General features: G+C 50.1%; 27 protein-coding genes. 21 read left to right on the top strand and 6 right to left on the bottom strand.

The annotated features are described in order from the left end of the window. The first annotated feature begins 26 nt into the window (after positions 1 to 26). The 6 genes from fabG to ftsY all read left to right on the top strand — a co-directional run bounded on the left by fabG (position 27) and on the right by ftsY (position 8,038). Positions 27 to 776, top strand: coding sequence for a 3-oxoacyl-[acyl-carrier-protein] reductase (gene fabG, locus ACQKPA_RS02475; RefSeq protein WP_427489078.1), 750 nt, complete (start codon positions 27 to 29; stop codon positions 774 to 776). A gap of 109 nt (positions 777 to 885) precedes the next feature. Beyond that, entirely contained in the window at positions 886 to 1,119 is a 234-nt protein-coding gene (acpP, locus tag ACQKPA_RS02470; protein ID WP_006211375.1) for an acyl carrier protein, read from the top strand. 164 nt (positions 1,120 to 1,283) lie between these two features. Next, entirely contained in the window at positions 1,284 to 2,522 is a 1,239-nt protein-coding gene (gene fabF / locus ACQKPA_RS02465) for a beta-ketoacyl-ACP synthase II (RefSeq protein WP_216531835.1), read from the top strand. A 12-nt stretch (positions 2,523 to 2,534) separates the two neighbouring features. Then, positions 2,535 to 3,233: a ribonuclease III gene (gene rnc, locus ACQKPA_RS02460; protein ID WP_071220044.1), complete on the top strand. Its 699-nt coding sequence runs from the start codon at positions 2,535 to 2,537 to the stop codon at positions 3,231 to 3,233. Between the two features lie 206 nt (positions 3,234 to 3,439). Then, the gene (gene smc / locus ACQKPA_RS02455; RefSeq protein ID WP_220684575.1) at positions 3,440 to 7,009 is read left to right on the top strand and encodes a chromosome segregation protein SMC; all 3,570 of its coding nucleotides are present in this window, start codon (positions 3,440 to 3,442) and stop codon (positions 7,007 to 7,009) included. Positions 7,010 to 7,036: 27 nt separating this feature from the next. Further along, entirely contained in the window at positions 7,037 to 8,038 is a 1,002-nt protein-coding gene (gene ftsY / locus ACQKPA_RS02450; protein WP_071220046.1) for a signal recognition particle-docking protein FtsY, read from the top strand. Positions 8,039 to 8,132: 94 nt separating this feature from the next. On the opposite strand, the gene ACQKPA_RS02445 is transcribed toward ftsY, so the two are convergent. The 5 genes from ACQKPA_RS02445 to ACQKPA_RS02425 form a co-directional block, all read right to left on the bottom strand. Beyond that, positions 8,133 to 8,336: a hypothetical protein gene (locus ACQKPA_RS02445; protein WP_071220047.1), complete on the bottom strand. Its 204-nt coding sequence runs from the start codon at positions 8,334 to 8,336 to the stop codon at positions 8,133 to 8,135. Positions 8,337 to 8,398: 62 nt separating this feature from the next. Continuing rightward, entirely contained in the window at positions 8,399 to 8,719 is a 321-nt protein-coding gene (locus ACQKPA_RS02440) for a hypothetical protein (protein ID WP_427489075.1), read from the bottom strand. A gap of 19 nt (positions 8,720 to 8,738) precedes the next feature. Then, complete coding sequence (locus ACQKPA_RS02435; protein ID WP_427489073.1) at positions 8,739 to 9,749, bottom strand: polysaccharide pyruvyl transferase family protein; 1,011 nt, start codon at positions 9,747 to 9,749, stop codon at positions 8,739 to 8,741. Between the two features lie 29 nt (positions 9,750 to 9,778). Beyond that, the gene (locus tag ACQKPA_RS02430) at positions 9,779 to 10,951 is read right to left on the bottom strand and encodes a glycosyltransferase family 2 protein (RefSeq protein ID WP_427489071.1); all 1,173 of its coding nucleotides are present in this window, start codon (positions 10,949 to 10,951) and stop codon (positions 9,779 to 9,781) included. Continuing rightward, on the bottom strand, positions 10,948 to 11,976 hold the full coding sequence (locus tag ACQKPA_RS02425; protein WP_427489069.1) for a glycosyl transferase family 1: 1,029 nt from the start codon (positions 11,974 to 11,976) through the stop codon (positions 10,948 to 10,950). Before ACQKPA_RS02425 ends, ACQKPA_RS02430 begins: the two co-directional genes overlap by 4 nt. A 205-nt stretch (positions 11,977 to 12,181) precedes the next feature. Here ACQKPA_RS02425 and wecB point away from each other — a divergent pair, with 205 nt between their 5' ends. From wecB to ylqF, 13 genes are all read left to right on the top strand, one after another. After that, on the top strand, positions 12,182 to 13,300 hold the full coding sequence (wecB, locus tag ACQKPA_RS02420) for a non-hydrolyzing UDP-N-acetylglucosamine 2-epimerase (RefSeq protein ID WP_427489067.1): 1,119 nt from the start codon (positions 12,182 to 12,184) through the stop codon (positions 13,298 to 13,300). A gap of 78 nt (positions 13,301 to 13,378) precedes the next feature. Further along, on the top strand, positions 13,379 to 14,026 hold the full coding sequence (gene trhA, locus ACQKPA_RS02415; RefSeq protein WP_427489065.1) for a PAQR family membrane homeostasis protein TrhA: 648 nt from the start codon (positions 13,379 to 13,381) through the stop codon (positions 14,024 to 14,026). Positions 14,027 to 14,163: 137 nt separating this feature from the next. Continuing rightward, positions 14,164 to 14,520 carry a putative DNA-binding protein gene (locus ACQKPA_RS02410; RefSeq protein WP_071220053.1) on the top strand — a complete coding sequence of 119 codons (357 nt, stop codon included), beginning with the start codon at positions 14,164 to 14,166 and terminating at the stop codon, positions 14,518 to 14,520. Positions 14,521 to 14,541: 21 nt separating this feature from the next. Beyond that, positions 14,542 to 15,924, top strand: coding sequence for a signal recognition particle protein (ffh, locus tag ACQKPA_RS02405; RefSeq protein ID WP_071220054.1), 1,383 nt, complete (start codon positions 14,542 to 14,544; stop codon positions 15,922 to 15,924). A 48-nt stretch (positions 15,925 to 15,972) separates the two neighbouring features. After that, the gene (gene rpsP / locus ACQKPA_RS02400; RefSeq protein WP_006211361.1) at positions 15,973 to 16,245 is read left to right on the top strand and encodes a 30S ribosomal protein S16; all 273 of its coding nucleotides are present in this window, start codon (positions 15,973 to 15,975) and stop codon (positions 16,243 to 16,245) included. A 21-nt stretch (positions 16,246 to 16,266) separates the two neighbouring features. Further along, entirely contained in the window at positions 16,267 to 16,497 is a 231-nt protein-coding gene (locus ACQKPA_RS02395) for a KH domain-containing protein (protein WP_427489062.1), read from the top strand. Between the two features lie 111 nt (positions 16,498 to 16,608). Then, positions 16,609 to 17,130, top strand: coding sequence for a ribosome maturation factor RimM (gene rimM / locus ACQKPA_RS02390; RefSeq protein ID WP_427489060.1), 522 nt, complete (start codon positions 16,609 to 16,611; stop codon positions 17,128 to 17,130). A gap of 3 nt (positions 17,131 to 17,133) precedes the next feature. Further along, positions 17,134 to 17,949: a tRNA (guanosine(37)-N1)-methyltransferase TrmD gene (trmD, locus tag ACQKPA_RS02385; protein ID WP_427489058.1), complete on the top strand. Its 816-nt coding sequence runs from the start codon at positions 17,134 to 17,136 to the stop codon at positions 17,947 to 17,949. A 191-nt stretch (positions 17,950 to 18,140) separates the two neighbouring features. Then, positions 18,141 to 20,237 carry a collagen-like repeat preface domain-containing protein gene (locus ACQKPA_RS02380; protein ID WP_427489056.1) on the top strand — a complete coding sequence of 699 codons (2,097 nt, stop codon included), beginning with the start codon at positions 18,141 to 18,143 and terminating at the stop codon, positions 20,235 to 20,237. A 112-nt stretch (positions 20,238 to 20,349) separates the two neighbouring features. After that, positions 20,350 to 20,493, top strand: coding sequence for a hypothetical protein (locus tag ACQKPA_RS02375; protein ID WP_427489054.1), 144 nt, complete (start codon positions 20,350 to 20,352; stop codon positions 20,491 to 20,493). A gap of 240 nt (positions 20,494 to 20,733) precedes the next feature. Then, on the top strand, positions 20,734 to 21,078 hold the full coding sequence (gene rplS, locus ACQKPA_RS02370; RefSeq protein WP_015736355.1) for a 50S ribosomal protein L19: 345 nt from the start codon (positions 20,734 to 20,736) through the stop codon (positions 21,076 to 21,078). A 103-nt stretch (positions 21,079 to 21,181) separates the two neighbouring features. Beyond that, entirely contained in the window at positions 21,182 to 21,796 is a 615-nt protein-coding gene (gene lepB / locus ACQKPA_RS02365) for a signal peptidase I (protein ID WP_427489052.1), read from the top strand. Between the two features lie 61 nt (positions 21,797 to 21,857). Then, entirely contained in the window at positions 21,858 to 22,724 is an 867-nt protein-coding gene (gene ylqF / locus ACQKPA_RS02360; protein ID WP_427489050.1) for a ribosome biogenesis GTPase YlqF, read from the top strand. 254 nt (positions 22,725 to 22,978) lie between these two features. On the opposite strand, the gene ACQKPA_RS02355 is transcribed toward ylqF, so the two are convergent. Beyond that, entirely contained in the window at positions 22,979 to 24,019 is a 1,041-nt protein-coding gene (locus tag ACQKPA_RS02355) for a LacI family DNA-binding transcriptional regulator (protein ID WP_427489048.1), read from the bottom strand. Between the two features lie 504 nt (positions 24,020 to 24,523). Between ACQKPA_RS02355 and ACQKPA_RS02350 the strand changes: the two genes are divergently transcribed. Continuing rightward, positions 24,524 to 25,447 carry an ABC transporter permease gene (locus tag ACQKPA_RS02350; RefSeq protein ID WP_427490234.1) on the top strand — a complete coding sequence of 308 codons (924 nt, stop codon included), beginning with the start codon at positions 24,524 to 24,526 and terminating at the stop codon, positions 25,445 to 25,447. A 16-nt stretch (positions 25,448 to 25,463) separates the two neighbouring features. After that, on the top strand, positions 25,464 to 26,345 hold the full coding sequence (locus ACQKPA_RS02345) for a carbohydrate ABC transporter permease (protein ID WP_427489046.1): 882 nt from the start codon (positions 25,464 to 25,466) through the stop codon (positions 26,343 to 26,345). The last annotated feature ends 35 nt before the right edge of the window (positions 26,346 to 26,380 follow it).

Raw genomic sequence — 26,380 nt, 5'->3', positions numbered from 1 at the left:
GATCACTTTGGAAAGGAGGAATAGGTATGAGTGAAGCTCTAAAAGGACAGACTGCGCTTGTTACGGGTGCTTCCCGCGGCATTGGCCGGAGCATTGCTCTCGGACTTGCCGATCTGGGCGCTAACGTTGCTGTCAATTATGCAGGTAGCGAAGCGGCTGCAGCCGAGGTTGTGGAAGCGATTCGCGCAAAGGGCGTATCGGCCATCGCAGTTAAATCCAACGTAGGACGGACCGAAGAAGCCGATGCCATGGTAAAGCAGGTGTTGGGGACTTTTGGTCGAATTGATATCCTGGTGAATAATGCAGGGATCACTAGAGACAATCTAATCATGCGGATGAAGGAAGAGGAGTTCGATCAGGTAATCGAAACGAATCTGAAAGGGGTATTCAATTGCCTTAAGGCGGTGACGCGTCCTATGATGAAACAACGTTATGGGCGCATTATCAATATATCCTCCGTTGTCGGAGCGCTTGGCAATCCGGGGCAGGCCAACTATGTTGCGGCCAAAGCCGGAGTCATCGGTCTGACCAAATCAGCCGCTCGGGAGCTCGCTTCCCGTGGAATTACGGTGAACGCCGTGGCTCCTGGTTTTATCGATACCGATATGACCCGGGAACTTCCTGAGGACATGCGGGAAGGCCTGCTTGGCGGAATTCCGCTCGCCCGTCTGGGGCAGCCGGAGGAGATTGCCGGCGTGGTTGCATTTCTAGCATCTTCCAGTGCATCCTATATGACTGGACAAGTGCTGCATGTGGATGGCGGCATGTATATGTAGGCGCCGCCTATGTTCCGGCGCTGGCCGCTGGGCATTAAATCGTTTTCAAATGCCTTCTATGGCAATTTGAAGTCATATCTCGTATAATTACCAAGAGGAGGTGAGCCGGATGTCCGATGTATTGGAACGCGTGAAACGCATCGTTATCGACCGCCTGGGTGTTGACGAAGCCGACGTAACATTAGAAGCATCTTTCAAAGACGACCTTGGAGCTGATTCTCTCGATGTAGTTGAATTGGTGATGGAGTTGGAAGATGAGTTTGATATGGAGATCTCTGATGAAGATGCGGAGAAAATTACGACCGTAGGTGAAGTTGTAAACTACATACAATCTCATACCTAAGTCATTACAGTTAAGTCCCGTTCTTTAGCAAGACGGGACTTCTCCACATTCAATCCAAGCTTTTTTAGCACGAACAAGTGATAGATTATTACTGCCTTCGTTATCATGAGTCTGCATGTACGGCTTTATAGATGGACGGGCAGTCCATATAGAGGTGAAACTGTTTGAAACATAGAGTCGTTGTAACAGGAATGGGAGTCATGACCTCGATTGGTCAAGACCTGGATACATTCTGGAACAGTTTGATGGAAGGTAAGTCTGGCGTATCCCGCATCGAAGCATTTGATGTGAGTGATTACACAACGCAGATCGCAGCATCCATGAAGGATTTTAATCCGGAGGATTACATGGATCGTAAAGAAGCCCGTAGGATGGACCGTTTTGTACAGCTTGCGGTTGCAGCCGGTTCGAAGGCGCTGGAGGACAGTGGCCTTGAAATTGGCGTGAATGCCGATGCAGAGCGGGTTGGCGTTTCGATCGGATCGGGTATCGGCGGTTTGGGAACTTGGGAGGACCAGCATAATATCCTGCTCGAAAAAGGCCCGAAACGTGTAAGCCCATTCTTTATTCCAATGATGATCGCAAACATGGCCTCAGGCCAGATGTCGATCAATCTGGGAGCCAAGGGTCCGAACACCACACAGGTTACGGCTTGTGCTACCGGAACGCATTCGATCGGCGATTCATACCGTCTGATTCAGCACGGTGATGCCGATGTCATGATCTGCGGCGGGGCGGAGGCAACCATTCGTCCAACAGGGATGGCTGGTTTCTGCGCTATGCGTGCAATGTCAACCCGTAATGACGAGCCGGAAAAGGCCAGCCGGCCATTCGATACCGGCCGCGACGGTTTTGTTATGGGTGAAGGCGCGGGCGTGCTCGTGATCGAATCCCTGGAGCATGCGTTGAAACGCGGTGCCAAAATTTATGCCGAGGTGGTTGGCTATGGCCTTAGTGCCGATGCCCATCATATTACCGAGCCGGATCCGGATGGAGCAGCTCGCTGCATGAAGATGGCGATCCGTGACGCAGGCATTGCGCCGGAGGATGTGGATTACATTAATGCTCACGGGACTTCAACGCCGGTGGGTGACCGCTCGGAAACGAAGGCCGTTAAGATGGCTCTCGGTGACCATGCGTATAAAGTAGCCGTTAGTTCAACCAAGTCGATGACGGGTCATTTGCTTGGGGCTGCCGGCGGCGTTGAAGCGGTAATCTGCGGACTGAGCTTGAAGAACCAAACCATTGCACCAACGATTAACCTGGAGGATCAAGATCCGGAGTGCGATCTTGACTACGTACCGAATCACCCGCGTAAAGCCGATTTGGATATCGTCATGTCCAATTCGTTCGGATTTGGCGGGCATAATGCCACGATTATCCTGAAAAAATACGCCGAGTAAGGGGACAGTGTGTTGAGTGGAGATCTGAAGCAGTTACAGCATAAACTTCAAATCCAGTTTCGCAATGCAATGCTGCTGAAGCAGGCCTTTACCCACGCATCTTATGTAAACGAACATCGCTTCAGTCAGAGTCAGGACAACGAGCGTCTTGAATTTCTAGGGGATGCTGTTCTGGAGCTGACGGTGAGCGAATTCTTATACAACCTTTTTCCGGACCGTCCGGAAGGCGAGTTAACCAAGCTGCGGGCCGCTATCGTATGCGAGCCCTCCCTGGTGCAATTCGCTGTAGGTCTGGACTTTGGTCGTTACGTTCTGCTAGGCAAAGGAGAGGAAATGACGGGCGGTCGAACCCGCCCGGCTCTTCTGGCAGACGTATTTGAGTCATTTGTGGGGGCGCTTTATCTGGATCAGGGATTGGAAGCGGTTCGCCGGTTTTTAAGCGACCATGTCTTTCCTACGGTGACCGTCAACGGTCGTCCGCAGATGAGCGATTATAAGACTGAGCTTCAGGAACTGACCCAGCATCACGGCATGGGCGCACTGGAATATCGTATCGTAGAAGAGCGAGGACCGGCACATGAGCGGGAGTTTGTCTCGGAGGTATACATGGGAAGCGAATGTCTTGGACGCGGAAGCGGCAGATCCAAGAAAGAAGCCGAGCAGCAAGCAGCGGCAGTAGCCTTGAAGCAGCTGAAACGTGCGGATGCCTAAAGCTTCGCTGATGTGATGACAAACAAAGAGCAAAGAGCAGTCAAGCGGATAACCGGACCCGGATAGGATGACTGTTTTTTGCTCTTTTCGTTGTCTGTCTTTTGATCAAGGGACAGCTGCTTATAACGTTGATGGACCTCGTCCAAAGACGGCGGTGAAGCCGATTCTACTTATGGTACAATAGCAGGAGAGGTGATAGGTCGAATATGTTTTTGAAACGGATCGAGTTAGCAGGATTTAAATCGTTTGCCGACAAGACGGAGATGGAATTTGTCCGGGGAATTACAGCCGTTGTAGGTCCGAATGGCAGCGGCAAGAGCAACATTTCCGATGGGATCCGCTGGGTGCTTGGCGAGCAGAGCGCCAAATCGCTTCGCGGCGGCAAGATGGAGGACATTATCTTTGCCGGAAGCGATGCGCGTAAAGCGGTTAATTATGGAGAGGTTTCCCTTACGCTGGATAATGAGGATCATGTACTACCGCTGGATTTTAATGAGGTGACCGTAACTAGGAGGGTGCACCGCAGCGGGGACAGCGAGTATTTCATTAATAGGCAATCATGCCGACTCAAGGATATTACGGAGCTGTTCATGGATACCGGAATTGGTAAAGAAGCTTATTCCATCATCGGACAAGGCCGCATCGAGGAAATTTTGAGCACGCGTTCAGAAGATCGCCGGGGGATTTTTGAGGAAGCATCCGGGATCGTTAAATATAAATCTCGTAAAAAAGAGTCTGTACGCAAGCTGGATGAAACGGAGCAAAATCTGCTCCGTATCCACGACTTGGTCACAGAGCTTGAGGATCAGATCGGACCACTCAAAGAGCAGTCCGAGAAGGCCATTCGCTACAAGGAGCTTCGGGAGAAGCTGAAGCACAAGGAAATCTCGCTGTATGTGTATCAGATCGAACAGATACATACCTCATGGAGCGAGGCCAATGCCAAGCTTGAACAGCTGAAGGAAGAGCAGCTCGCGCTGTCCACCGTTGTATCCGCGCACGATGCCAAGCTGGAGAGTGACAGATCAGCGCTGCGCCAGCTGGAGCAGGAAGTTGAGGATCTGCAGAGCCAGCTGCTTCAATTCAGTGAGCTGTTCGAGAAGAGCGAAGGCTATGGCGAGGTGCTCAAGGAACGCCGCCGCAACCTGGAGCGTACGCGCGAGCAGCTGGAAGAAAGTTTGCAATCAGGCGATCAACGACTTGGAGCGCGCGTAGGCGAGCTTGCGAGCATGAAGAGCAAGCTGCAGGAGCTACAGCAGGAATTAACCCAAGTGCGGGACCAGCTGTCAGCGGAAGAAGCGAAGCTGGTGGGCGTAACCGGCGGAATCAGCCAGCAGCAGGAAGAGAGCTTGAAGGGGAATTTGCTGGAGCTTATGAACCAAATGGCTCAAGCCCGGAATGAAATCCGTTACGCCGACCAGCAGCAGGAAGCGCTGGATCGGCGGATGAATCGGGCGCAAGAGGAGTCCGGTAAATGGGAAGCCCTGAAAGAGGATTTGCTCCGCCGCAAAGATAGCATCGATCGAAGTATTGAACGCTTCGGTAAAGAGATTGCAGACCTCCGCAGCGGTTATATCAGCGAGAGTGAGCGATATCAATCCCTGCAGAAATTGCAGGAAGAGACGCAGGGAGCGCTTCGGAAATGGGAGCAGAAGCGGGAGGCGCAAATTTCCCGCCGCGATACCATGAAAGAGCTTCAGGACGATTTTGACGGATTTATGCTGGGTGTTAAGGAAGTACTGAAGGCTTCCCGCAAATCCGTGCTCCACGGAGTCCATGGTGCGGTGGCCGAGCTGATTCGTGTACCGGAAAAGCTGGAGCTTGCGATGGAGACAGCCCTTGGCGCATCGGTTCAGCATATCGTCATGGAGAACGAATCCGTATCCAGGCAGGCGATTGCCTTCCTGAAGCAGCGCCAGTTAGGACGGGCAACCTTCCTGCCTTTGGACGTCATTCGTCCACGGAATGTATCCGCTTCGGATCGGCACTTGGCAGAAGGGGAAGCCGGGTTTGTAGGCTTTGGCTCCGAGCTGGTGAAGTATGATTCAAGATACAGCAACATCGTCGGCAGCCTTCTGGGCAATGTCGTGATCGCCGAGACCTTGGAGCAAGCGAACAAGATTGCTGCAAGATTCTCCTATCGCTTCCGTGTAGTCACACTCGAAGGCGACGTGGTCAATGCAGGCGGATCCATGACAGGCGGCAGTCAGCACAAGAAAACGAACAGCCTGCTGGGACGCAAGCGTCAGCTGGAGCAGCTGGATCAGGAAATCACGGAGACCGAGAAGCAGCTGGAGAAGCTGCAGCAGGGCATTGAAGGCGTCCGGAATCAAATGATCGAATCTCAGGATAAGCTGGACGAGCTTCGTAAAGCCGGAGACGACAAGCGAATCGAGGAACAGCAGGCTGCAGGGGACCGCAAGCAGCTTGAGCATGAGCTGCGCCACGTCCTCGAGCAAGCCGAGCTGGCAGGCGAAGAGAAGAGCAGTCAAGAGAAGGAAGCCAAAGAGATTCAGGCAAGCCGTGAACGCGCGCAGAAGCTGTTGTCTGAGCTGGAGGAGGAAGAGAAATCAACCCATCTGGCGATTCAAGCAGCAGAATTTGCCCGTAAAGCAAATGAGTCGGCGAAGGAAGAGCTTCAGAGTCAGCTGACAAACCTCAAGGTTCGCGAAGGAAAGCTGGATCAGGAAACCTTCTCGCTGGAGGAACAGCTCAAGCGCCTTCAGTCGGATGTCGACAACCACGAGAAGGAGCAGAAACAGAACCGCACGATGCTGGCCTCCGTTCAAGCCGACCTGAATCAGAACGAAAGCGAAAGCGTGAAGCAGATCGAGGATCTGAACCAGTATAAGCTGAAGAAGGAAGAGGCTACGCAGCAGCTGGAATTCAAGCGGGCTGCACGCACCGCGCTTAGCCGGAAGCTGGAGCTGGAAGAGAGCGAAACCAAGGAACAGCGCACCCAGCTGCGGGCCGTGGATGATCAGCTTCGCCAGACCGAGATTGGGGTAAACCGGCTCGATGTTGAGCTTGAGAATATATTGAAGAAATTAAGCGAGGACTACGAGCTGAGTTATGAGCTTGCCAAGCAGCGGTATCCGATTCCGGAAGACATCACTGCCGCTCAGAACGAAGTGCGTGACTTGAAGAGGTCGATAACTTCCCTGGGAGATGTCAATCTTGGGGCCATCGAAGAGTATCAGCGCGTTAATGAGAGATACCTGTTCTTAAGTGAGCAAAAGGCAGATCTGGTTGAAGCGAAGACAACCCTGTACCAGGTCATTAAGGAAATGGACGATGAAATGTCCAAGCGTTTCAAGCTGACGTTCGATGCGATCCGGCGCGAGTTCGGCACGGTATTTACGAAGTTGTTCGGAGGTGGACGTGCCGACCTGGTCCTGATCGATCCCGATCGATTGCTTGAAACGGGGATCGATATCGTTGCGCAGCCTCCTGGCAAGAAGCTGCAGAATCTGCAGCTGCTCTCCGGTGGTGAGCGTGCATTAACCGCTATGGCGCTGTTGTTTGCCATTCTGCAGGTGAAGCCGGTTCCGTTCTGTGTACTGGATGAGGTCGAAGCGGCGCTTGATGAAGCGAATGTGGTCCGGTTTGCCCAGTATCTGCGGGAGTTCTCGGAGCAAACGCAGTTTATCGTGGTTACCCACCGCAAAGGAACGATGGAAGAGGCGGACGTTCTGTACGGCGTCACGATGGAAGAAGGCGGCGTGTCGAAGCTGGTGTCCGTCAAGCTTGAGAATGAGGAAGCGGAGATTGCCTAATTTAACATAACGACATGGAGGGTACGTATGAGCTTTTTTAAGAAGTTAAAAGAGAGCATTTCCAGCAAAACGGAAAACGTAACAAAACAGTTCCGGGACGGACTCGAGAAAACTCGGAAGGGATTTATCGAGAAAGTGTCGGACCTGGTAATTCGCCGGAAAAAGATCGATGAAGAATTTTACGAGGAATTGGAAGAGATTCTGATTGGCGCTGACGTCGGCGTCAATACGGTGATGGATCTGATGGACGATCTTCGTGCCGAAGTGAAGAAACGGCGGATTGAGGACGCTGCCGATCTGCAACCGGTCTTGTCCGAGAAGCTGATGGGACTCCTTCGTGATGACAGCAGCAATGAACTGAGGGAGAATCCGGATGGAATTACGGTCATTCTGTTTGTCGGCGTTAACGGAGTCGGCAAAACCACCACGATTGGTAAGCTGGCGCATCGTTACAAGCAGGAGGGTAAGAAGGTTTTGCTCGCGGCTGGAGATACATTCCGTGCAGGTGCGATTGAACAGCTGGAGGTATGGGGAGAACGGGTTGGCGTTGAAGTCATTAAACAGCAGCCCGGCTCAGACCCGGCAGCTGTTATGTTCGATGCGGTTCAAGCAGCCAAGCAGCGGCAAGCGGATGTTCTGCTCTGCGATACGGCGGGACGCCTTCAGAACAAAACGAATCTGATGGAAGAGTTGAATAAAATCTTCCGCGTGATTCAACGCGAAATCCCGAGTGCTCCGCATGAGGTACTGATGGTCCTTGATGCGACGACAGGACAGAATGCGCTGAGCCAGGCGAAGCTGTTCGGGGAGAAGAGCGGCGTGACCGGCCTCGTATTAACCAAGCTGGATGGCACGGCTAAGGGCGGCATCGTGATCGCGATTCGGCAGGAGTTGAATCTTCCGGTGAAGCTGGTAGGCTTGGGAGAGAAAATGGGCGACCTCCAGACCTTTGATTCGGAGCAGTTCGTTCATGCCCTCTTTGCGGGTTTGATTAAAGAAGAAGAGAATGCCGCAGAACAACAAGGCTAGGCACTTGTCTAGTCGCTATGTATACAAAAGGACCGAAAGTTATACTTTCGGTCCTTTTCCATGTTCGGTTTTTAATCTACGGGCACATGCATTTTTAGGAAGAGACGATTCGAACGAACTCAATCGAACGAAGCGGGATGATGGCAGTATCTGTAGGAGGACCATAGATGATGGGCGGTACCTTTAAGGTGATGGTTCCCTCGCCCACTTCGGTCAGCGTGCCGATGATCACATCTCCCGACACCGTTACTTCGGTTTCCGAGCCGATAAATCCTTGCAGCCAATCCACGTAGCGCATATCGGTTAACCTCCTTGCCGTAATGAAAGTTTGAAGCTGACATTCCGTATCATCTGAAGAAATTACTGAACGGATGTAATACTGGCGAATGGAATCAGCACAAGGTCACCTGATGCTTCACGGAGCTGAACACCATCTTCGGCGGTAGCCAAAACGACCCCTTCCAAAGTGACAAACGTTGTGCTCACCCGTACTTGTTGACCGGTACGAACTTCGAAGTATTGAATCAGCTCCGGAATAATTGTTAAACCCGTGAGGACCTGACTCTCCAGTGACTCTACCCGTTCGGTTAATTGACTGGTTTCCTGGCTTAGAAGTTCGACCTGCCGTGTTAACATCTTGACTTTGCCGGCAAGTCTTCTGCAGAACAGGAAGCAACACATAGTCATTCTCCTTTCTGTATTACCAACGGTTGTGCTCCTCGATATGGTTCTTTAAATCCAGAAGCGAAGCGGTGCTTTCTTCCTCCGCTGCGCGGATCATGGGCATAATTCGCTGCACATGACCAGGGCCGTATTTAAGGAAGGTTTCGGTTTTATCGACCAGCACATCAAGCGGCTGACGATAATCCGTAAAGTACTGACCGAGATCAAAAGAGCTCAGCAGGCTATGCACTTTGCTCATGGTGCTAAGCGCCAGTACAGGCTTGCCGCCGCGTAAAGCGGCTAGCGTCGGGTGAAGCTTGAAAGATATCAGATAGTCCACGGATTGTATGAAGCTGTAGGTGAGCTCGATATCCATGAGAAACGGCAGTGTTTCAATGGAAGCGCCCGGGGTTAGCTCCCTTACCTTCTGCTGCAATTGCAGACATGTGTTGTAATCGGAGTACGCGTTGCCCGGATGATGAATAACCGGAATAAGGACGGCATGATAGCCTTTGGCGATAAGATGTCCCAGCAGTTTGGTCATGTTCTCCATTGGGAACGATTCATAGGAAAACACAACAACGCCAACCGTTGGGCGCTTCGAGAATCGTTTTACCGGGATATCGGGCTGACGGTAACCGAATACCATATCAGGGGCGGTTTCAACATTTCGGTGGAAGCCAGCCCGCCTGGCGATGGCCGACGATCGTTCATCCCGGAACACCGCGCGGTTTGCCTTGGAGATCATCTCCCGGTAGGCGGATACCTGCTCCTCAGGCCAGGTGTGTTCCGGGTAGGCGTCCACGATGCCGACGCCGTAGACCCAGGTAGGCTGTCCTTTGAGCTGCGGAGGAAAGTAATACGAATTGAATGAGTAGGGTGTAATTAAATCGCCACCACCGATGATGAAGGCATCCGTCTGACGGGGATCCAATCGGGAGTTCCAAGGATAGACATGATGATCGTGGAATACCTGGCGAAGGGTGTGAAGAAATAAATCATCACCGAAGTTTCCCATTCCATAGTACCCGGAAGCGGCAATATGCATTTACGTATCACCTCCTTTTCAAGCGTTGTCTAGCTCTTGCGTGTTTGCTGACACCAGGCTTCGAAGAGGCTGCGGTTACGTTGACTGGTACTGCTGCCATAAAGGACGCGATGATACATGACGGCATCGACCTGAACCGGTGAGCTGTGCGTAAGAAGCCTGGCGGTGACATCGATATCTTCGAAGATACGCCCGAGACGATCCTCCCGATTCCACCAGCCGCCAATGGCGATTAGGGATGACTTGCGATACATTCGAGGGACTAGCGGGTGGCCATGTTGAGTCGTTCGATTTAAGGAAGTAGACCAGGACGAATAAAGCTTGCCCGAATCAACGTTTCTTCTCCATAGAGGACCGAGCTGCCGTGTTCGTTCCCAGCATCCATACCGCCCCGTGGCCATCCTGCCGTCCGGATTCTGGTCAAGCGCGTCGGACAGGAGCGCGACCGCATCCGGTGCCAGCCAGTCATCTCCATCCAATTCCAGAATATATCGACCCTTTGCTTCAAAAAGCAGCCGATTCATCATGATCGCCTTACCGCGGTTACGCGATTGGGACAGGACTCGAATTCTGCTGTCAAGATAAGCGCAAGCCTCCTCCAGACTGTCGTCCTCCGAGCCGTCATCGCCTATTAGCAGCTCCCAGTTATCGCTTGATTGTGCCAAGACGGAACGGATGCTCCAGCCTAAAGTGTCCTTCATATTATGAATGCTCATCAGAATGGAGACGGCAGGCTGCGGAGGAAATTCAGGGAATGAAGCCCCTTTGGAACTGGTGGTATTCTCTCGCATCCTTGTTGCGGACAGAATAGGGAGAATATACTCCAGATCCTTTTGATACGGAGGATTTTGCGTTGGGTCCAGATGCATCGTAAGGCTTGGATCGGCGGGCAGCAGATCGTAAGGCAGAAATTTAGCAGCCGGAAGCCTGTTATCCCAGCGGGTGAGAGCAGCAAGAAGCCAGGTTTTTCTCCAATAAAGAGGGGCACCGTTCATGCATATACAGACAATACGATCTGGAATTTGGTGTGGCATCGGAATGGAATGCTGTGCGCTTTTATGGGAAAGAGACAAGTTACCGCTCCATAGAATCCACTCACGATCTATTTGTGAGACTTCCTGAATAATTTGTTCACGATAGGCTGACGTATCGATGGCCCTGTAGCCGAATGGCTGTGTACGGATTCTGGCATAAGGTTTCAATGGGTGTTCATGCCTTTGTCCTGGATGGCCTGGCGGATCACTTGATCGGCTTTCAATCCGCGTTCAACCCAGCGATTCTCTCTGGCGTAGGCAATGCGGGCCAGTTTATGCTCTTCCGTGTCCGGGTGATAGAGCATGGAGGACAGCTTGCCCAAGAAATCATCATGGGTGGTCGCTGTAGTAACATGCGGCTCCATGGCGATGCATTCTGGCAGAGCCGTCGACAATACCCGGACACCGGATGCCAGATACTCGTATGCTTTGACTGGATTGGTTGCCAGCGTAATCGGATGGTATTGGAAGGGGATCAATGCAACGTCTATATGAGTCAGATAACGCTTGAGCTCCTGGTGCGGCTTTTCACCGAGTATATGCACATTGGGGAGCTTCGAATAATCGCCGGAGCTGCCGTAAGGAGCTCCAATGGAAACGAATTGGACGTTTGGAAAACGAAGGGCCGCCTTAGCGAACAGCTCATGATCTACCCAATAAGCCCAGGCGCCGATATAAGCGACAACAGGACCCGGAGGGAGATCGGTGGGTCTTTCACTGAATGGAATATGGAAAAATGAAGAGTCTGCGCCATTCGGGATCAGGGTAAGCGGTTTATCCGGATATGCCAGGGATAACCGGGTGTGAATCACCTCTGCGGTACATACGACATGGTCCGCTTCATCAATCATTTTAGGTTCATATTTTGCCCAATGCGGAAATTCATCACAGCAGTCGTAGATGGTGACGTCGGGTTTGAAGAGTGTGGAAATGCGCGTACGGAGCTTAGACCAGGTCGTCCAGACGACAATCGGATGTTCTTTGCGAAGGGCAGGCAGCTTTTTGTGCAAAAAGGTTTTGGTATCTGTGAACAGGAACACATTCGGTTCAATTTCTTTGAACTCTTTATCCAGCGGTGCCAGGTTTTCGAAGAAAACCTGATGACCAAGCGCGCCCAATTGAGCCATAAGCTGCTGCGGTCTCTGTTTCATATACGACCAGTTCATCGTTCTCGGATAAATGATGACAGCCAAGAGGTTTCCTCCTTTCTTTGTACTCGGGATAATATATGCATTGCTAGCTTCATAGAATTGGACGAATAAGCCGAATCGCTGAAAAATGGTTGATTTCTACAAGCTAACTCATGACCGGAACGAATCTATCAACTTTCCATATAATGCTTAAGATATGAGGTTTCAGATCTATCTTTTCATATAAAACGAGGGGGAGTGAATGTTCGTGAATCAGAAAAATGTGCTTGCTATATTCGGAACGCGTCCGGAAGCGATCAAAATGGCACCTCTGGTCAAGGAATTGGAGTCAGCCCCGGGATTAACTCCAATCGTATGCGTAACCGCCCAGCACCGGGAGATGCTGGACCAGGTGCTTCGTTTTTTTAAAATCCAGACGCAAACGGATCTAAATATCATGAGGGAAGGGCAATCCTTATACACTCTGAGCGCAGACCTGCTAAAAGGGATGGAGAAGGTATTCCAAGCGAGAAAATATGATCTGGTACTGGTCCATGGAGATACCACAACGGCGTTCATTGGTGCTTTGGCGGCTTATTACGCGAAGGTTCCGGTGGGACATGTGGAAGCGGGGCTGCGGACGTATGACAAATACGCGCCGTTTCCAGAGGAGATGAATCGCGAGTGGATCGGCAGAGTGGCGGATATGCATTTTGCCCCGACGGCGCTGTCGGCAGCAAATCTCAAAGCCGAGAATCGTTCGGCTCACGTGTATGTAACGGGTAACACGGGAATCGATGCAATGAAGTGGACGCTAAAGGCTCCTTTTAAACATCCGATACAGAACAAGTTACGGAAAGATAGCCGCTTAATACTGATGACCATGCATCGGCGGGAGAATTGGGGAGAACCGATGAAAGGGGTGTTTGAGGCTGTGAAGCGGGTGATCCGGAAGCACCCTGACATTGAAGTGATATATCCGGTCCATCCGAACCCCGTACTGCAAGAGGCGGTCGCGCAAGAGCTTGAGGGGCACGAGCGAATCCACCTGACCGAACCGCTTGATGTCGTTGATCTCCATCATATCATGCAGCGTTCCTATCTGGTCTTGACGGATTCCGGCGGCATACAGGAGGAAGCGCCGTCACTGGGGAAGCCGGTTCTGGTGCTGAGGGATAAAACCGAACGCCCGGAAGGGGTCACAGCAGGCACCCTAAAATGCGTTGGTACGGAGTGTGAAGCGGTTCAGGCAGGAATAGAGCGGCTGCTGACGGATAAGGAAGCGTACCACAGCATGGCCAGAGCCCATAATCCGTTTGGTGACGGCACCGCCTCCCGCCAAATCGTCCGCGCCATCCAGCGATTCTTCCAATCGCAGAGGGGCTGATACAGGTGGCGGCTTTGATTTTCCATGCCCGCAGGGCGTATAATGAAGTATAAGATTTCAAGCGAAAGGATACCTGTTATGGCCAATACTTACACTTATCCACGCAGAGAAGAGATAGCGAATGCAATAACGCATGGCATAGGAGCGGTATTAAGCGTTGCTGCGCTGGTGCTCCTGATCGTATTTTCAAGTTTGAAAGGCACTGCCTGGCATGTGGTGAGCTTCACGATCTACGGATCAACGATGCTCCTGCTGTATTTGAGCTCTACGCTCGTACACGGTTTGAGAGACGGGAAAGCCAAGGATTTCTTTGAGTTTATGGATCACTCTTCCATTTACTTGTTCATCGCAGGGACGTATACGCCATTCCTGCTGGTTGCCATCCGGGGATCGCTGGGCTGGAGTCTCTTTGGGATCGTATGGGGCGTTGCGCTGTTCGGTGTCGTGTTCAAAGCATTTTTCGTCAAAAAGTTTCTGTTCCTCTCCACGATATTCTATATTGCGATGGGCTGGCTGATTGTCATTGCCTGGAATCCGTTAACGGCGGTTGTAGCGCCGCAAGGCATGAATTTGCTTGTCCTTGGGGGCTTACTGTATACGCTGGGTACCATATTCTATGTATGGCGGGGGTTTCCTTACCATCATGCCATCTGGCATTTGTTTGTGCTGGCGGGTTCGATTCTTCACTTTTTTGCGATACTGATATACCTTCTTCCTATCGGTTGAACGGGTAGGAAGAAGGCTTCCTGCTCATGAAGAAGGATGACAAGGGAAATGGCTTGACATCCTTCTTTGTTTTTTGTATGATAAGGTTCGTTAAGCGAACTGTAAAGTGTTTTTCCTTGACGAGGGGGTGCCCTTAAATGAGTCAGGAGAATCGGCTCGAGAAGACGAACCGGATCAATTTGCTGTTCGATTTCTATGAGCAGCTGCTGACAGAGAAACAGCAGACCTTTTTGAAATATTATTTCCATGATGATTTTTCCCTTGGAGAAATCGCTGGTGAATTTGAGATTAGTCGTCAGGCCGTCTATGAGCATATTAAGCGCGCAGAACAGGTGCTCGAGTCCTATGAAGAGAAGTTGGGGCTTCTGAGCAAGCATGAAACGCGCATCCGGGAGCTGGATAAGTTTCGGGTAATGGTGGAGCGTAGCGACCTGGGTGAACATGATAAGAATGTAATGACCGATATGGTTGAACGATTAAAAGTATGGGATTAAGTATGAACGGAGGTGGCGGATATGGCGTTTGAAGGATTGACCAGCAGACTACAGAATGTGTTCAGCAAGCTTCGTGGTAAAGGCAAGGTGTCCGAGGAAGATGTAACAGCCGCCATGCGTGAAGTTCGACTCGCGCTTCTCGAAGCCGACGTTAACTTCAAAGTGGTTAAGGATTTCGTATCCAAAGTAAAAGAGAAGGCCATCGGCAAGGAAGTGATGGACAGCTTTACGCCCGGCATGGTGATCATTGACATCGTTAATAAAGAACTGACGGAGTTGATGGGAGGAAGCCAAGCCAAACTGGCGAAGAGCAACAAGCCGCCAACGGTTATTATGATGGCCGGTTTGCAAGGTGCCGGTAAGACAACGACTTCGGGTAAGCTGGCCAAGCTGCTTCAGAAGCAGAACAGCCGACCGCTGCTCGTTGCCGGCGATATTTATCGTCCAGCGGCGATCAAGCAGCTCGAAGTGCTCGGGAGTCAGATCAACGTACCGGTGTTCTCGCTAGGAGACAAGACAAGCCCGGTTGAAATCGCAAAACAGGGCCTTCAGCATGCCAAAGATAACGGTCATGATTATGTCATTATCGATACCGCCGGCCGTCTTCATGTCGATGAAGAGCTGATGGAAGAGTTAAAGCAGATTCACAGCGTAGTGAATCCAGATGAAGTCCTGCTTGTCGTTGACGCGATGACGGGTCAGGATGCGGTGAATGTCGCGGAAAGCTTCAATCAGCAATTGACGCTCACGGGCGTCGTACTGACGAAGCTGGACGGCGATACCCGAGGCGGTGCGGCCCTCTCGGTTAAGGCCGTTACCGGATGTCCGATCAAATTCGCCGCACTTGGCGAGAAGATTGATGCGCTCGAACCGTTCCATCCGGAACGGATGGCATCGCGGATCCTCGGCATGGGCGATATGCTGTCTCTTATTGAGAAAGCACAATCGAACATTGATGCAGACAAGGCCAAGGAAATGGAACGTAAAATGCGTAATGCCGAATTTACGTTCGAGGATTTCCTCGAGCAGATGGATCAGGTCAAGAAGCTCGGTCCTCTGGATCAGCTGATGGATATGATTCCCGGCATGGGCAAGATGAAGCAAGCCAAGGATCTCAAGGTGGACGAGAAGCAGATGGGACGCATTGAGGCTATTGTTCACTCCATGACGACAGCGGAGAAGCAGCAGCCTGACATTATCAATCATAACCGTCGTAAACGGATTGCGGCGGGCAGCGGAACCTCGCTGGCTGAAGTGAATCGGCTTATCAAGCAGTTTGACGAAATGCGCCGCGTGATGAAACAGTTCTCGGATATGATGGGTCCTAAAGGCGGCAAGAACAAGGCCATGAAGCAGCTGAAAGGCTTGACCGGCGGAAAAGGCATGAAATTCCCGTTCCGTTAAGTATCGGTGATATCGAATGGACATTTTTTGAAGGAGGTGAATTTTCAAATGGCAGTACGTATTCGTCTGAAACGCATGGGTGCTCACAAGGCTCCTTTCTACCGCGTGGTGGTTTCTGATTCCCGTTCCCCGCGTGATGGCCGTTTTATCGAGGAAATCGGTTATTACAATCCGGTTGCTCAACCGGCTGAAGTTAAGATCGATGAAGAGAAAGCACTGAACTGGCTTCAAAATGGTGCGCAAGCATCTGACACGGTTCGCAACTTGCTTAGCAAAGCGGGCGTAATGAAGAAATTTCATGAGCTGAAGCATCAGAAATAAGACTGATCGCGAGGGTTATCTATGGAAGAATTAGTTCGCGTTATTGCTAAGGCTTTAGTGGATCATCCAGAAGATGTGACTGTGAAGACCGTTGAGAAGGAGCACTTGATTGTATATGAGCTGTACGTGCATCCTGACGATGTCGGGAAGGTCATAGGCAAACAAGGGCGTATCGCCAAATCATTGCGTACAGTCGTAACATCGGCGGCAATTAAAATGGATAAACGGGTGACCGTTGATATCATTTCTTAAAATATACGAAAGGGGGTTAGGATGCATGTCCTAGCCCTTTTTCGTACATGCTGAAGAAATCAGCCGGTCATACCAGCGAGAACGTTCATTAAGTGATGCAGGAGGAAGACCATGTCTGAAAAGTTGTTTACTGTAGGGAAAATCGTGAATACACACGGCATCCGTGGGGAAGTTAAAGTCATGCCGCATACGGATTTTGCCGACCAGCGATTTGCTCCAAAAAGCCAGTTGTATATTGTCCCGGACAAGGGGAGCATGATTGAAGTAACGGTGGATACATCCCGTTTTCATAAAAACATGTACATCCTTAAATTCAAGGAGCTGCATGGCATCAATGATGCCGAGAAATATAAAGGCTCGCTGCTGAAGATTACAGCGGATCTTCAAGAGGAGCTTCCGGAGAACGAGTACTACTTCCATGAGATTATTGGCTGCAAGGTGATGACCGATGAAGACCCTGCTGAGGAGCTCGGCACGATCTCCGAAATTTTGACGCCGGGCGCTAACGATGTGTGGGTTGTCAAAACGCCTCAGGGAAAAGAAATTCTCCTTCCGGCCATACCGGATGTCGTGCTTGATGTAGACAAGGAAGCGAAGCTTGTCCGCGTGCATCTCATGGAAGGGTTGTTATAGTCCATGCGGATTGATGTGCTGACGCTGTTCCCCGAGATGTTCGATGGTGTGTTTCATTCCAGTATTCTGGGGAAAGCGGCCGAAAAACAAATTGTGAGCTTGAATGCCATCAACTTCCGCCAGTATGCCGGGAACAAGCATGGTCAGGTCGATGATACTCCATATGGCGGCGGCGGAGGAATGGTGTTAAAGCCGGACCCGATTTTTGCTGCGGTGGAGGACATTCTTGCTTCCAATGTGAATGAGATGGCGAATCATGGCGATGGGGTTAATCCTGCCGGGGAGATTCCGGCGGAAGTCTCCGGCACAGCCAAGCCTCCGCGAGTCATTCTGATGTGTCCGCAAGGAGAGACTTTCACGCAGAAGAAGGCGGAAGAATTATCACAGGAAGACCATCTGGTGTTTATCTGCGGGCATTACGAAGGTTATGATGAACGTATTCGTGAGTTTCTTGTTACCGATGAGTTGTCCATCGGAGATTATGTGCTCACCGGTGGAGAGCTGCCGGCGATGGTTGCCATCGATTCTGTGGTCCGATTACTTCCGGGTGTACTTGGCAATGAAAACTCAGCGGTGACGGATTCATTCAGCACAGGTCTGCTTGAATATCCACACTATACACGTCCTGCTGAGTTTCGCGGCTGGAAAGTGCCGGATATCCTGCTAAGTGGTCATCATGCGAATATCGACGTGTGGCGTCGGGAGCAAGCGCTTAAGCGGACATGGGAGCGTCGCCCGGAATTGTTAGACAAGCTGGAATTGTCCAAACAGGATCGAGCGTATTTAGACAAGCTACAGCGAGGAGCGGGATCCTCATAAGCTTTTTTGCTCAATCTAAGAACAGATCTGTGAGCACAGGTCTGTTCTTTTTTTATTTCTTCAAATGAGATGGTAAGTTACATAAGATTATGCTCCTTTGAACCTTGTACCCGAGAACATAATCGATATGGTCTGAATAGTGTGATAAATAGGCACTTGCGGATGTATGAGATCGTAAGGGGTGAAATCGATTGAGGCAAGAAAGAAGGAAACGTAGGGACAGCAAGGCTGTCATTCAAGGGCTTACATCTGGACGAATCCGTGTAGGAAGGAACCAAGCCACCCGATTCGTTACATTGATCCGTCAATTAACGTCACTGTTGCGCGCATTTGTGGAACAGCCGGTTAATGAGAATTTCACGCTTATCAAAATACAATTGCAGGGCCTTAACGATCTGGTCTCGGAAATGAGGTTCTCGCTGCGAGAACGGCGGGGGCTTAGCCATGTCGTACAGCAAATTGCAAGGATTTCCAATGCAGACAACCTGGAAGGCATCTTAACAAGATTGAACGAAGTCATGATGTTGTTTCAATCATATGGAGAACGACTCGGAGTCGGCGGCGAGATCGGTATGGATATCGCGGCTTCACAACAAGTTATTAAATCTAGGCTGGAGAATGCGTTTCCGAATGCGGATGCTGTGCCGCTGGTCAATTTAATGAACAATCTGCCTTTTTATTTTATGAATGCAACTGCGAATCCAGGGGCAGCCTCGCGCCAGCAGCTTGCAGAAGTGCTCCAAGGACTTAACCGACAGGCTGCTAGATTAGGGAGTTCCGGACCACAATTAAGTAGGCTGCAAGCAGCAGCGGATGGAATTCAAGCTTCGCTGCTGAACGGAGCTTCGCCCGAGCTTTTGAATGAACAACTGACTAAATATACGAATGCTCTTTCAGGATGGGTATCGACATTAAACATCCCAGTGGCTGTCCAAAATGCTGCCCTGCAATCTCTCCCATCTGTTGCAAGGACGAGCGCTGAAAGTGTTCAAGGACTCGCGATCCAGGAAACGTCAGGAAGCTTGCAAGGAAATGGTCTTCCGGGCGTGACCGGAGCAACGGGAGCGTCAGGACCAATAGGAGCAACAGGTGTCACAGGAGCAACAGGTGCAGCAGGTGTGGCAGGAGCCATGGGCGTAAAAGACCCGACAGGTGCTGCAGGTGATACAGGAGCGACAGGTTTGGATGGCGTGCCGGGAGCAACAGGCCCGACGGGTGCGGATGGCGCAACTGGACCAACAGGTTCGGAAGGGCCACCACCCGGGGCCCCTGGCGGGATAATAGGAGCGACCGGACCGTCTGGGGTAATGGGTGCGACAGGAGGAACAGGGCCAGGCGGTGTGACAGGTCCAACTGGTGCAACAGGAGCGACCGAAGCAACAGGATCAACGGGAGTTACGGGAGCTACCGGGGCTACCGGAGAAGCGGGTGTTACAGGGCTAACGGGAGCAGCAGGTGTCACAGGTGCAACTGGAGCGATAGGAGGCACAGGATCGACTGGTGCAACAGGTCCGGCAGGAGCAACTGGCGGTACTGGACCAACGGGGGTTACGGGTGTAACTGGAGCTACAGGAGCAACGGGAGCATCAGGAGTCACAGGAGCGACCGGAGCTGCGGGAATAACGGGAGCAACAGGTGTTACAGGTGCAACAGGCGCAACCGGATCAATAGGGGGCACAGGATCGACTGGTGCAACAGGTCCGGCAGGAGCAACTGATGGTACTGGGCCAACAGGAGTTGCAGGTCCAACGGGTGTCACAGGAGCAACTGGGATAGCCGGAGCAACCGGTGCAGTAGGTGTAACAGGACTAAGGGGGACAACAGGAACAACAGGAGCTACAGGAGCGACAGGTCCGGTAGGCCCGACCGGTCCAACCGGCTCTACTACCCTTGCTGGTGGCAGTGTGATTTTTGCCAGTAATGGGACGACTCAGAATGTAGCATCCAACTCACCTGTTACTTTTTCATCAAACACGCTTCAAGGGGTAACATTTAATGGTACAACGACGCTGACTATCGTGACAGCGGGTTTCTACTACTTTGACTGGCAGATATCGCTTGAAAATGGTCAAACCGCCCCCAACACGTTCGGAATCGTTATTAACGGGAATACAACCAGTACGGCGAACATGAATTCGAATTCAACTACTGCCGAAGTATCAGGGTCAGCCGTCATCAATCTAAGTGCAGGTAACACTGTAGGGCTCTATAATTTATCGCCAGTCAGTAAAGCGATTAATGCCCCTCAAACCGCTGCTAGAATTTCTATCTTTAGAATTGGCTCATAACCCAGCATTGTATACTTCAGGGACATTTTTTTAATAATGACTGATACAGCTCCTTCATTGGTGGGTAATATGTAACTGGAGAATCACTTGAGAGACGGGGAGGCATCTTGTCATGACAGAGCATCGACAACAACAGGAAGCGAAAATAGAAGATACAAACAATACAGAAGTCCAATTCCAAACGGTAGACGACATTCTTGAATACTATGGCAAGCGCCACAAAGGCCTGCACGACTCGAAAGAAATCGTAAATTAAGTTCAGCCTAACCGCTTCCGGCATGATATTGCATGCTGGAAGTGGTTTTTTTATGAACGAAAGCTCGGTGGAAATGCTGGTTTATACATGAGGGTGTAAAGATAAAACACTTGATTCGGACTGCGAAATATGTTATTATTTATTTTGTTGTGAATACGGTGGTCCGCTGCGGATAATGAAGGAAATACATAGAGTTTCCGGAAGATGCAAGAACACCTGTGTGAGAGGAGGGAGTCATAGATGAATATCGTTCAAGCGATTACTCAAGAACAACTTCGTAAAGATATTCCGAGCTTTCGTCCTGGTGATACTTTAAAAGTACACGTTAAGGTTATCGAGGGAACTCGTGAGCGTATCCAGTTGTTTGAAGGTGTAGTAATTAAACGTCGCGGTGGCGGAATCAGTGAGACTTTTACCGTTCGTAAAATTTCTTACGGTGTTGGTGTGGAAAGAACTTTCCCAATCAACTCGCCTAAAATCGATAAAATCGAAGTGGCTCGCCGTGGTAAAGTGCGTCGTGCGAAGCTTTATTATCTTCGTGAACTGCGCGGTAAAGCAGCGAGAATTAAAGAAATTCGTCGTTAATTACAAGGCGGTAGAAAGGGGCTTGTGCGTATATACAAGCCCCTTTTGTATATCCAAAAATCGTTATCATGCGAAAGCGATCCATAGGGAAGGACGGTGGGTTATGGAGAAAGATCAACACCAGGAGGCCATTGAAACCAACGTGGGGAAACCGGCCAAAAAGGCTAAGAACGAGCTTGTAGAATGGCTGAAGGCTCTTCTCATTGCTCTGGTTCTCGTCGTTCTCATTCGCTGGCTTCTCTTTAAACCGTTTATTGTGCAGGGTCCATCCATGGAACCTAACTTTGTATCCAATCAGAAGCTGATCGTCAACGAGATTTTATATGATATCCGCAAACCCGAGCGTGGAGAAGTTATCGTGTTCCATGTTCCTGATGAGGGCAGGGATTTCATTAAACGCGTAATCGCAGTTGCTGGTGATACGGTTAAAGTTGAAGGCGATAAAGTGCTTGTCAACGGGGAGCCTGTGCATGAAACCTACATACAGGAAGCAATTGATCAAGCCCATGCTGAAAACAGATTATACAATAACACGGACTTTCCGAACTCGTTCGTTCAGGACGGCGTTGTACCAGAGGGCCATGTGTTTGTGATGGGGGATAACCGCTCCAACAGCACGGACAGCCGTATGATAGGATATGTTCCTTTGGGGGATATTATCGGGCGAGCAGACTTGATCTTCTGGCCGATTAAAGACATAGGGCTCATCAACCATTAGCCAGCCGCAGGGCGCTATAGAAACGATGAAAGTTCGCAGAGCAAAGTAGAGGTGACGACGTTTGACAATACAATGGTTTCCCGGACATATGACCAAAGCGCGCCGCCAAATTCAGGAGAAGCTGAAGCTGATCGATGCTGTAATTGAACTGATCGATGCGAGGCTTCCGCTCTCAAGCCGAAATCCGATGATTGACGAGATTTTGCAGGGCAAGCCGCGGCTCATTATTATGAACAAAGCTGATTTGGCAGATCCTGAGGTAACAAGACAATGGCAAGCCCATTTCAAAGAAAACGGCTTAACCGCCTGCCCTGTAGATGCATCCACGGGGACAGGTGTTAAGGATATTCCGAACCAGATCAAGCTTCTGCTGAAAGAGAAGATCGACAAACAAATCGCCAAGGGTATGAACCCGCGAGCTATGAGGGTGTTGATCGTGGGGATTCCGAATGTAGGCAAATCCACACTGATTAACCGGCTTGCCGGCCGTAACATCGCGGAGACGGGAGACCGTCCGGGTGTCACGAAAGGGCAGCAGTGGATTAAGGTTGCCGGCGGTGAGATGGAATTGCTGGATACACCCGGTATCCTGTGGCCGAAGTTCGAGGATCAGAATGTAGGGTACCGCCTGGCGGTCACCGGCGCCATTAAAGAGGAAATATTGAACGTAGAGGATATTGCTTTTTTTGCGATCAAATATTTCTCCAACTATTATTGGGAATCGATGAGCGAGCGCTTTGATCTTAAGGAGCGCCCCACAGATCTGGATAACCCGGATGAAATTGTCGCGGTCATGGAAGCGATCGGAAAAAAACGCGGCTGTATCGTAAGCGGCGGAAGAGTCGATCTGGAAAAAGCCTCAAGCATTTTCCTGCGGGAGCTTCGCGCAGGAAAACTTGGGCGATATTCCATGGAATCGCCTTATTGAATCGTTAACGGAGAATGGGAGGATGAACTGCCTCTCACTCCAGCCCAACCCGAAAGAACCGTTCTGCCCGAATACCGGGAGAACGGTTCTTTTTTTCAATAAAAGGATAAACATCAGAGGCATGCCCTCATTATCGTAAGAAAAACTTTCTTTCATCGTGTTCCGACCTTCAGTGCAAGTATGTCGATCAGTGTCTTTCTTGTGTGTGGGTCAGCAGGAAATCCATGGTGGAGCTTCAGCCCTCCAGCGATCCCCTAGTTTGTTTCTTCGGTCGATGCCCTGAAGATCGGCTTGGTTTGGATATGGGTGACTTGATAGGGTAACGCCGGTTCTTTCACCCGGGACAACAGGATGTTGGCCGCAGTAATTCCCATTTCATCACTATAGATATGTACCGTTGATAAATGGGGTTCAACGATGCGCGATTCAGGCGCATTATCGAAGCCGCATACGGCAATGTCGCCGGGGATGGCGATATGGCTATTCTTCAAGGCTTTCATCACATTGACCGCAATAAAATCATTGGCGCATACAAAAGCGGACGGCATCTGTTTCATCTGTTTCAGCCGCTTCTCCATCCAGTCGGACTCGGAGAAAAACTCACGGTCCGGGTTTAGAACACACTGTTCCAGATCCAGCCGGATCCCCATCTCGGTCAAAGCCCGATTAAATCCCGCCCAGCGTTCATTGAAGCTCTTACAATGACGGATATCACCGATAAATCCCAAGCTCGTGTTGCCCTGCTCAATGAGCCGCTTGGTCATATGACAGGTGCTGTGTTCATTCTCCATCAGAAGTAAATCCGCCTGCAGATCCGGGTAAAACATATCTGCGGCACAATCGATAAATACGGTAGGAAGCCCAAGGCTTGTGAGCAACTTGGTGTATTCCATATCAAATAACTCAATACATATAATTCCATCGACCTTGGATGATTCAAAATTGTTAGGCAGCGTCCGAGAGCTTCGATCGATATCCCGGACAATATGAATGGACAAATTATAGCCTTCCGCGCTGATTCGTTTCTCAAGCCCGCTGATTAATCGTGAGCCAAAATGGGAGGTGCTCGGAAGATTTGCCGTCAGAAGAGCGATATTTCCCGGGTTTTTGGTCAGCAGATTGTCCGTCTCCATGAAAGCAAACTGTTTGTATTTCAGTTCAATCGCTTTTCTGATAACCTTGCTGCGCGTCTCGTCCGGAATGCTTTCGCTCCCGTTCAACGCCTTGGAGGCCGTATTCCTGGAAATCCCCAGTGCATCGGCAATATCTTGAATTGTGACTTTTTCTTTCGTCATGTATCTGATTTCACCTCAAATGATCAACTTCATACCAGTCTCGTTGTTTCTTCCAGTCGCTATTGACCGGAATATCTTAAATCAAATGTATAATAGATTAGCTGAAATAGCAACCTTCGCTTTACAAATGCACAATCAATCAAACATTTAAACAACAGAGATTTATTTGAAATCCACTTCGCTATGCCATTACATTTGTTAAAATATCATCTAACAAGGATGGAAAGGGCAGATTTCCGTAGTTTTACGTAAGGAACGACATGGGCTACCCGTGTTTATGACAAATGAATAAATAAACAAACAAACAATATTGTCAATTGCACAAATACATTTTTACAAAAATGATTGACTGATGTTACATCATTTGATAAATTGTAAAAGTGACATTCAACATAAGTGAAAAATGAAAGCCTTTTCTGTAAGCAACATGTAAACTTCTCTAGAAAGAACGGGGGAACAGGTGTGGAAAACTCAGTGGAACCAGCCAATCAGGGGGCAGGGGTAATTAGGGAACGAAGTTCTGTGGGACGAACGTTCGCATTCATCAAGAAAAACTATTTTCTGTACATACTGCTAGCCCCGGCCCTTATATTGACCATTATTTTTAAATACGTTCCGATGTATGGTGCCGTTATCGCATTTAAGGATTTCAGTCCCATTAAAGGGATACTGGGCAGCGAGTGGGTTGGACTCAAGCATTTTGAAAAGTTTATAACCTCGCCAAATTTTGACGTCATCTTTATGAATACGCTTAAATTGAGTTTTTTTGGTCTTATCTTTAGCTTCCCGGTGCCGATTCTGCTTGCACTCATGTTAAATCAGGTCCGCAAAGCGACAGTCAAGAAAAATATTCAGCTGTTCCTTTATGCACCCAATTTCATCTCGGTGGTTGTCATTGTCGGGATGCTGTTTATCTTCTTGTCCCCAACGGGGCCAATCAATCAATTGGTCATTTGGATGACGGGAAGTCCGCTGATGTTTATGTCGCAGCCGGAATATTTCAGATGGATTTATATTCTCTCGGATATTTGGCAGAGTGCCGGCTGGGCCTCCATCATCTATGTGGCTGCTCTTGCGAATGTGGATCCCGAGCTGCATAACGCAGCCAGCCTGGACGGAGCTAACTTACTCCAGCGCATCCGAAATATCGATCTGCCCACGATTAGGCCGATTATGGCGATCGTTTTCATACTTGCGGCGGGGGGCATTATGTCCATTGGCTTTGAGAAGGCTTATCTGATGCAGACCTCAATGAATCTTCCCACTTCGGAGATTATCGCTACATATGTATACAAGGTCGGCTTGCAGTCTGGCGATTACGCGTACTCGGCAGCGGTTGGTTTATTTAATTCCGTCATCAATGTCATTTTGCTTGTGACGGTGAACTTTATTGTCCGAAAACTCAATGAAGGCGAAGGCCTCTACTAGGAAAGGAGACATATTCATGGCCGTTAAACATTCACGCTTCGACCGCTTTCTGTTGTCATTAAATGCGATCCTTTTAACGCTTGCCGTACTGGTCGTGGTCGTTCCATTGGTTTACATTGTTGTTGCTTCGTTCATGGATCCCACCGTGCTGCTGAATCAAGGACTATCTTTTAAAATTTCCGATTGGAGCCTGGAAGGATATCAGATGATCCTGTCCAATCCGGCGATGCTTCGAGGATTTGGCAATGCGGTGTTTTATTCAACAGCATTTGCGCTACTAACGGTAACGGTATCGGTCTGTGCGGGATACGCGCTTTCGGAAAGCCGGCTGGCCGGACGTCATTTCTTCATGACGCTGTTCATTATCACCATATTTTTCGGAGGCGGACTGATACCTACGTACTTGCTTGTGAGGGAGCTAGGCATGCTTAATACGGTGTGGGCCGTGATCATCCCGGGTGCGGTGAATGTGTGGAATATCATTTTGTCCCGAACCTTCTTCAAAGGGGTACCAAATGAACTGAAGGAGGCTGCCAATGTGGATGGAGCTTCCGATATGAAAATCTTTTTCCGGATCGTTCTGCCGCTGTCCAAACCCATTATCTTTGTACTCGCCCTGTATGCCTTCGTTGGCCAGTGGAACGCATTCTTCGACGCCATGATCTATCTGGACGATCCCAAGCTGCACCCGCTGCAGCTCGTCCTAAGATCGATTCTGATTCAAAATCAGGCGGCACCCGGCATGATCAGCGACCAGCTTGCGATGGCGGAGCTGAAACGGCTCTCGGAGATGATTAAATATTCGGCGATCGTGATATCCAGTCTTCCGCTTTTGATTATGTATCCGTTCTTCCAAAAGTACTTTGAAAAAGGTGTTATGGTAGGCTCGCTTAAATAGCGGGTCGCCTTCAACATAAAGTCATTATCCAAATA

It is taken from the genome of Paenibacillus sp. NPDC093718 (assembly GCF_050279985.1).
Classification (GTDB): domain Bacteria; phylum Bacillota; class Bacilli; order Paenibacillales; family Paenibacillaceae; genus Paenibacillus_AQ.
Note: the sequence above shows the minus strand (reverse complement) of the source record. Positions and strands in the feature narration are given on the sequence as shown.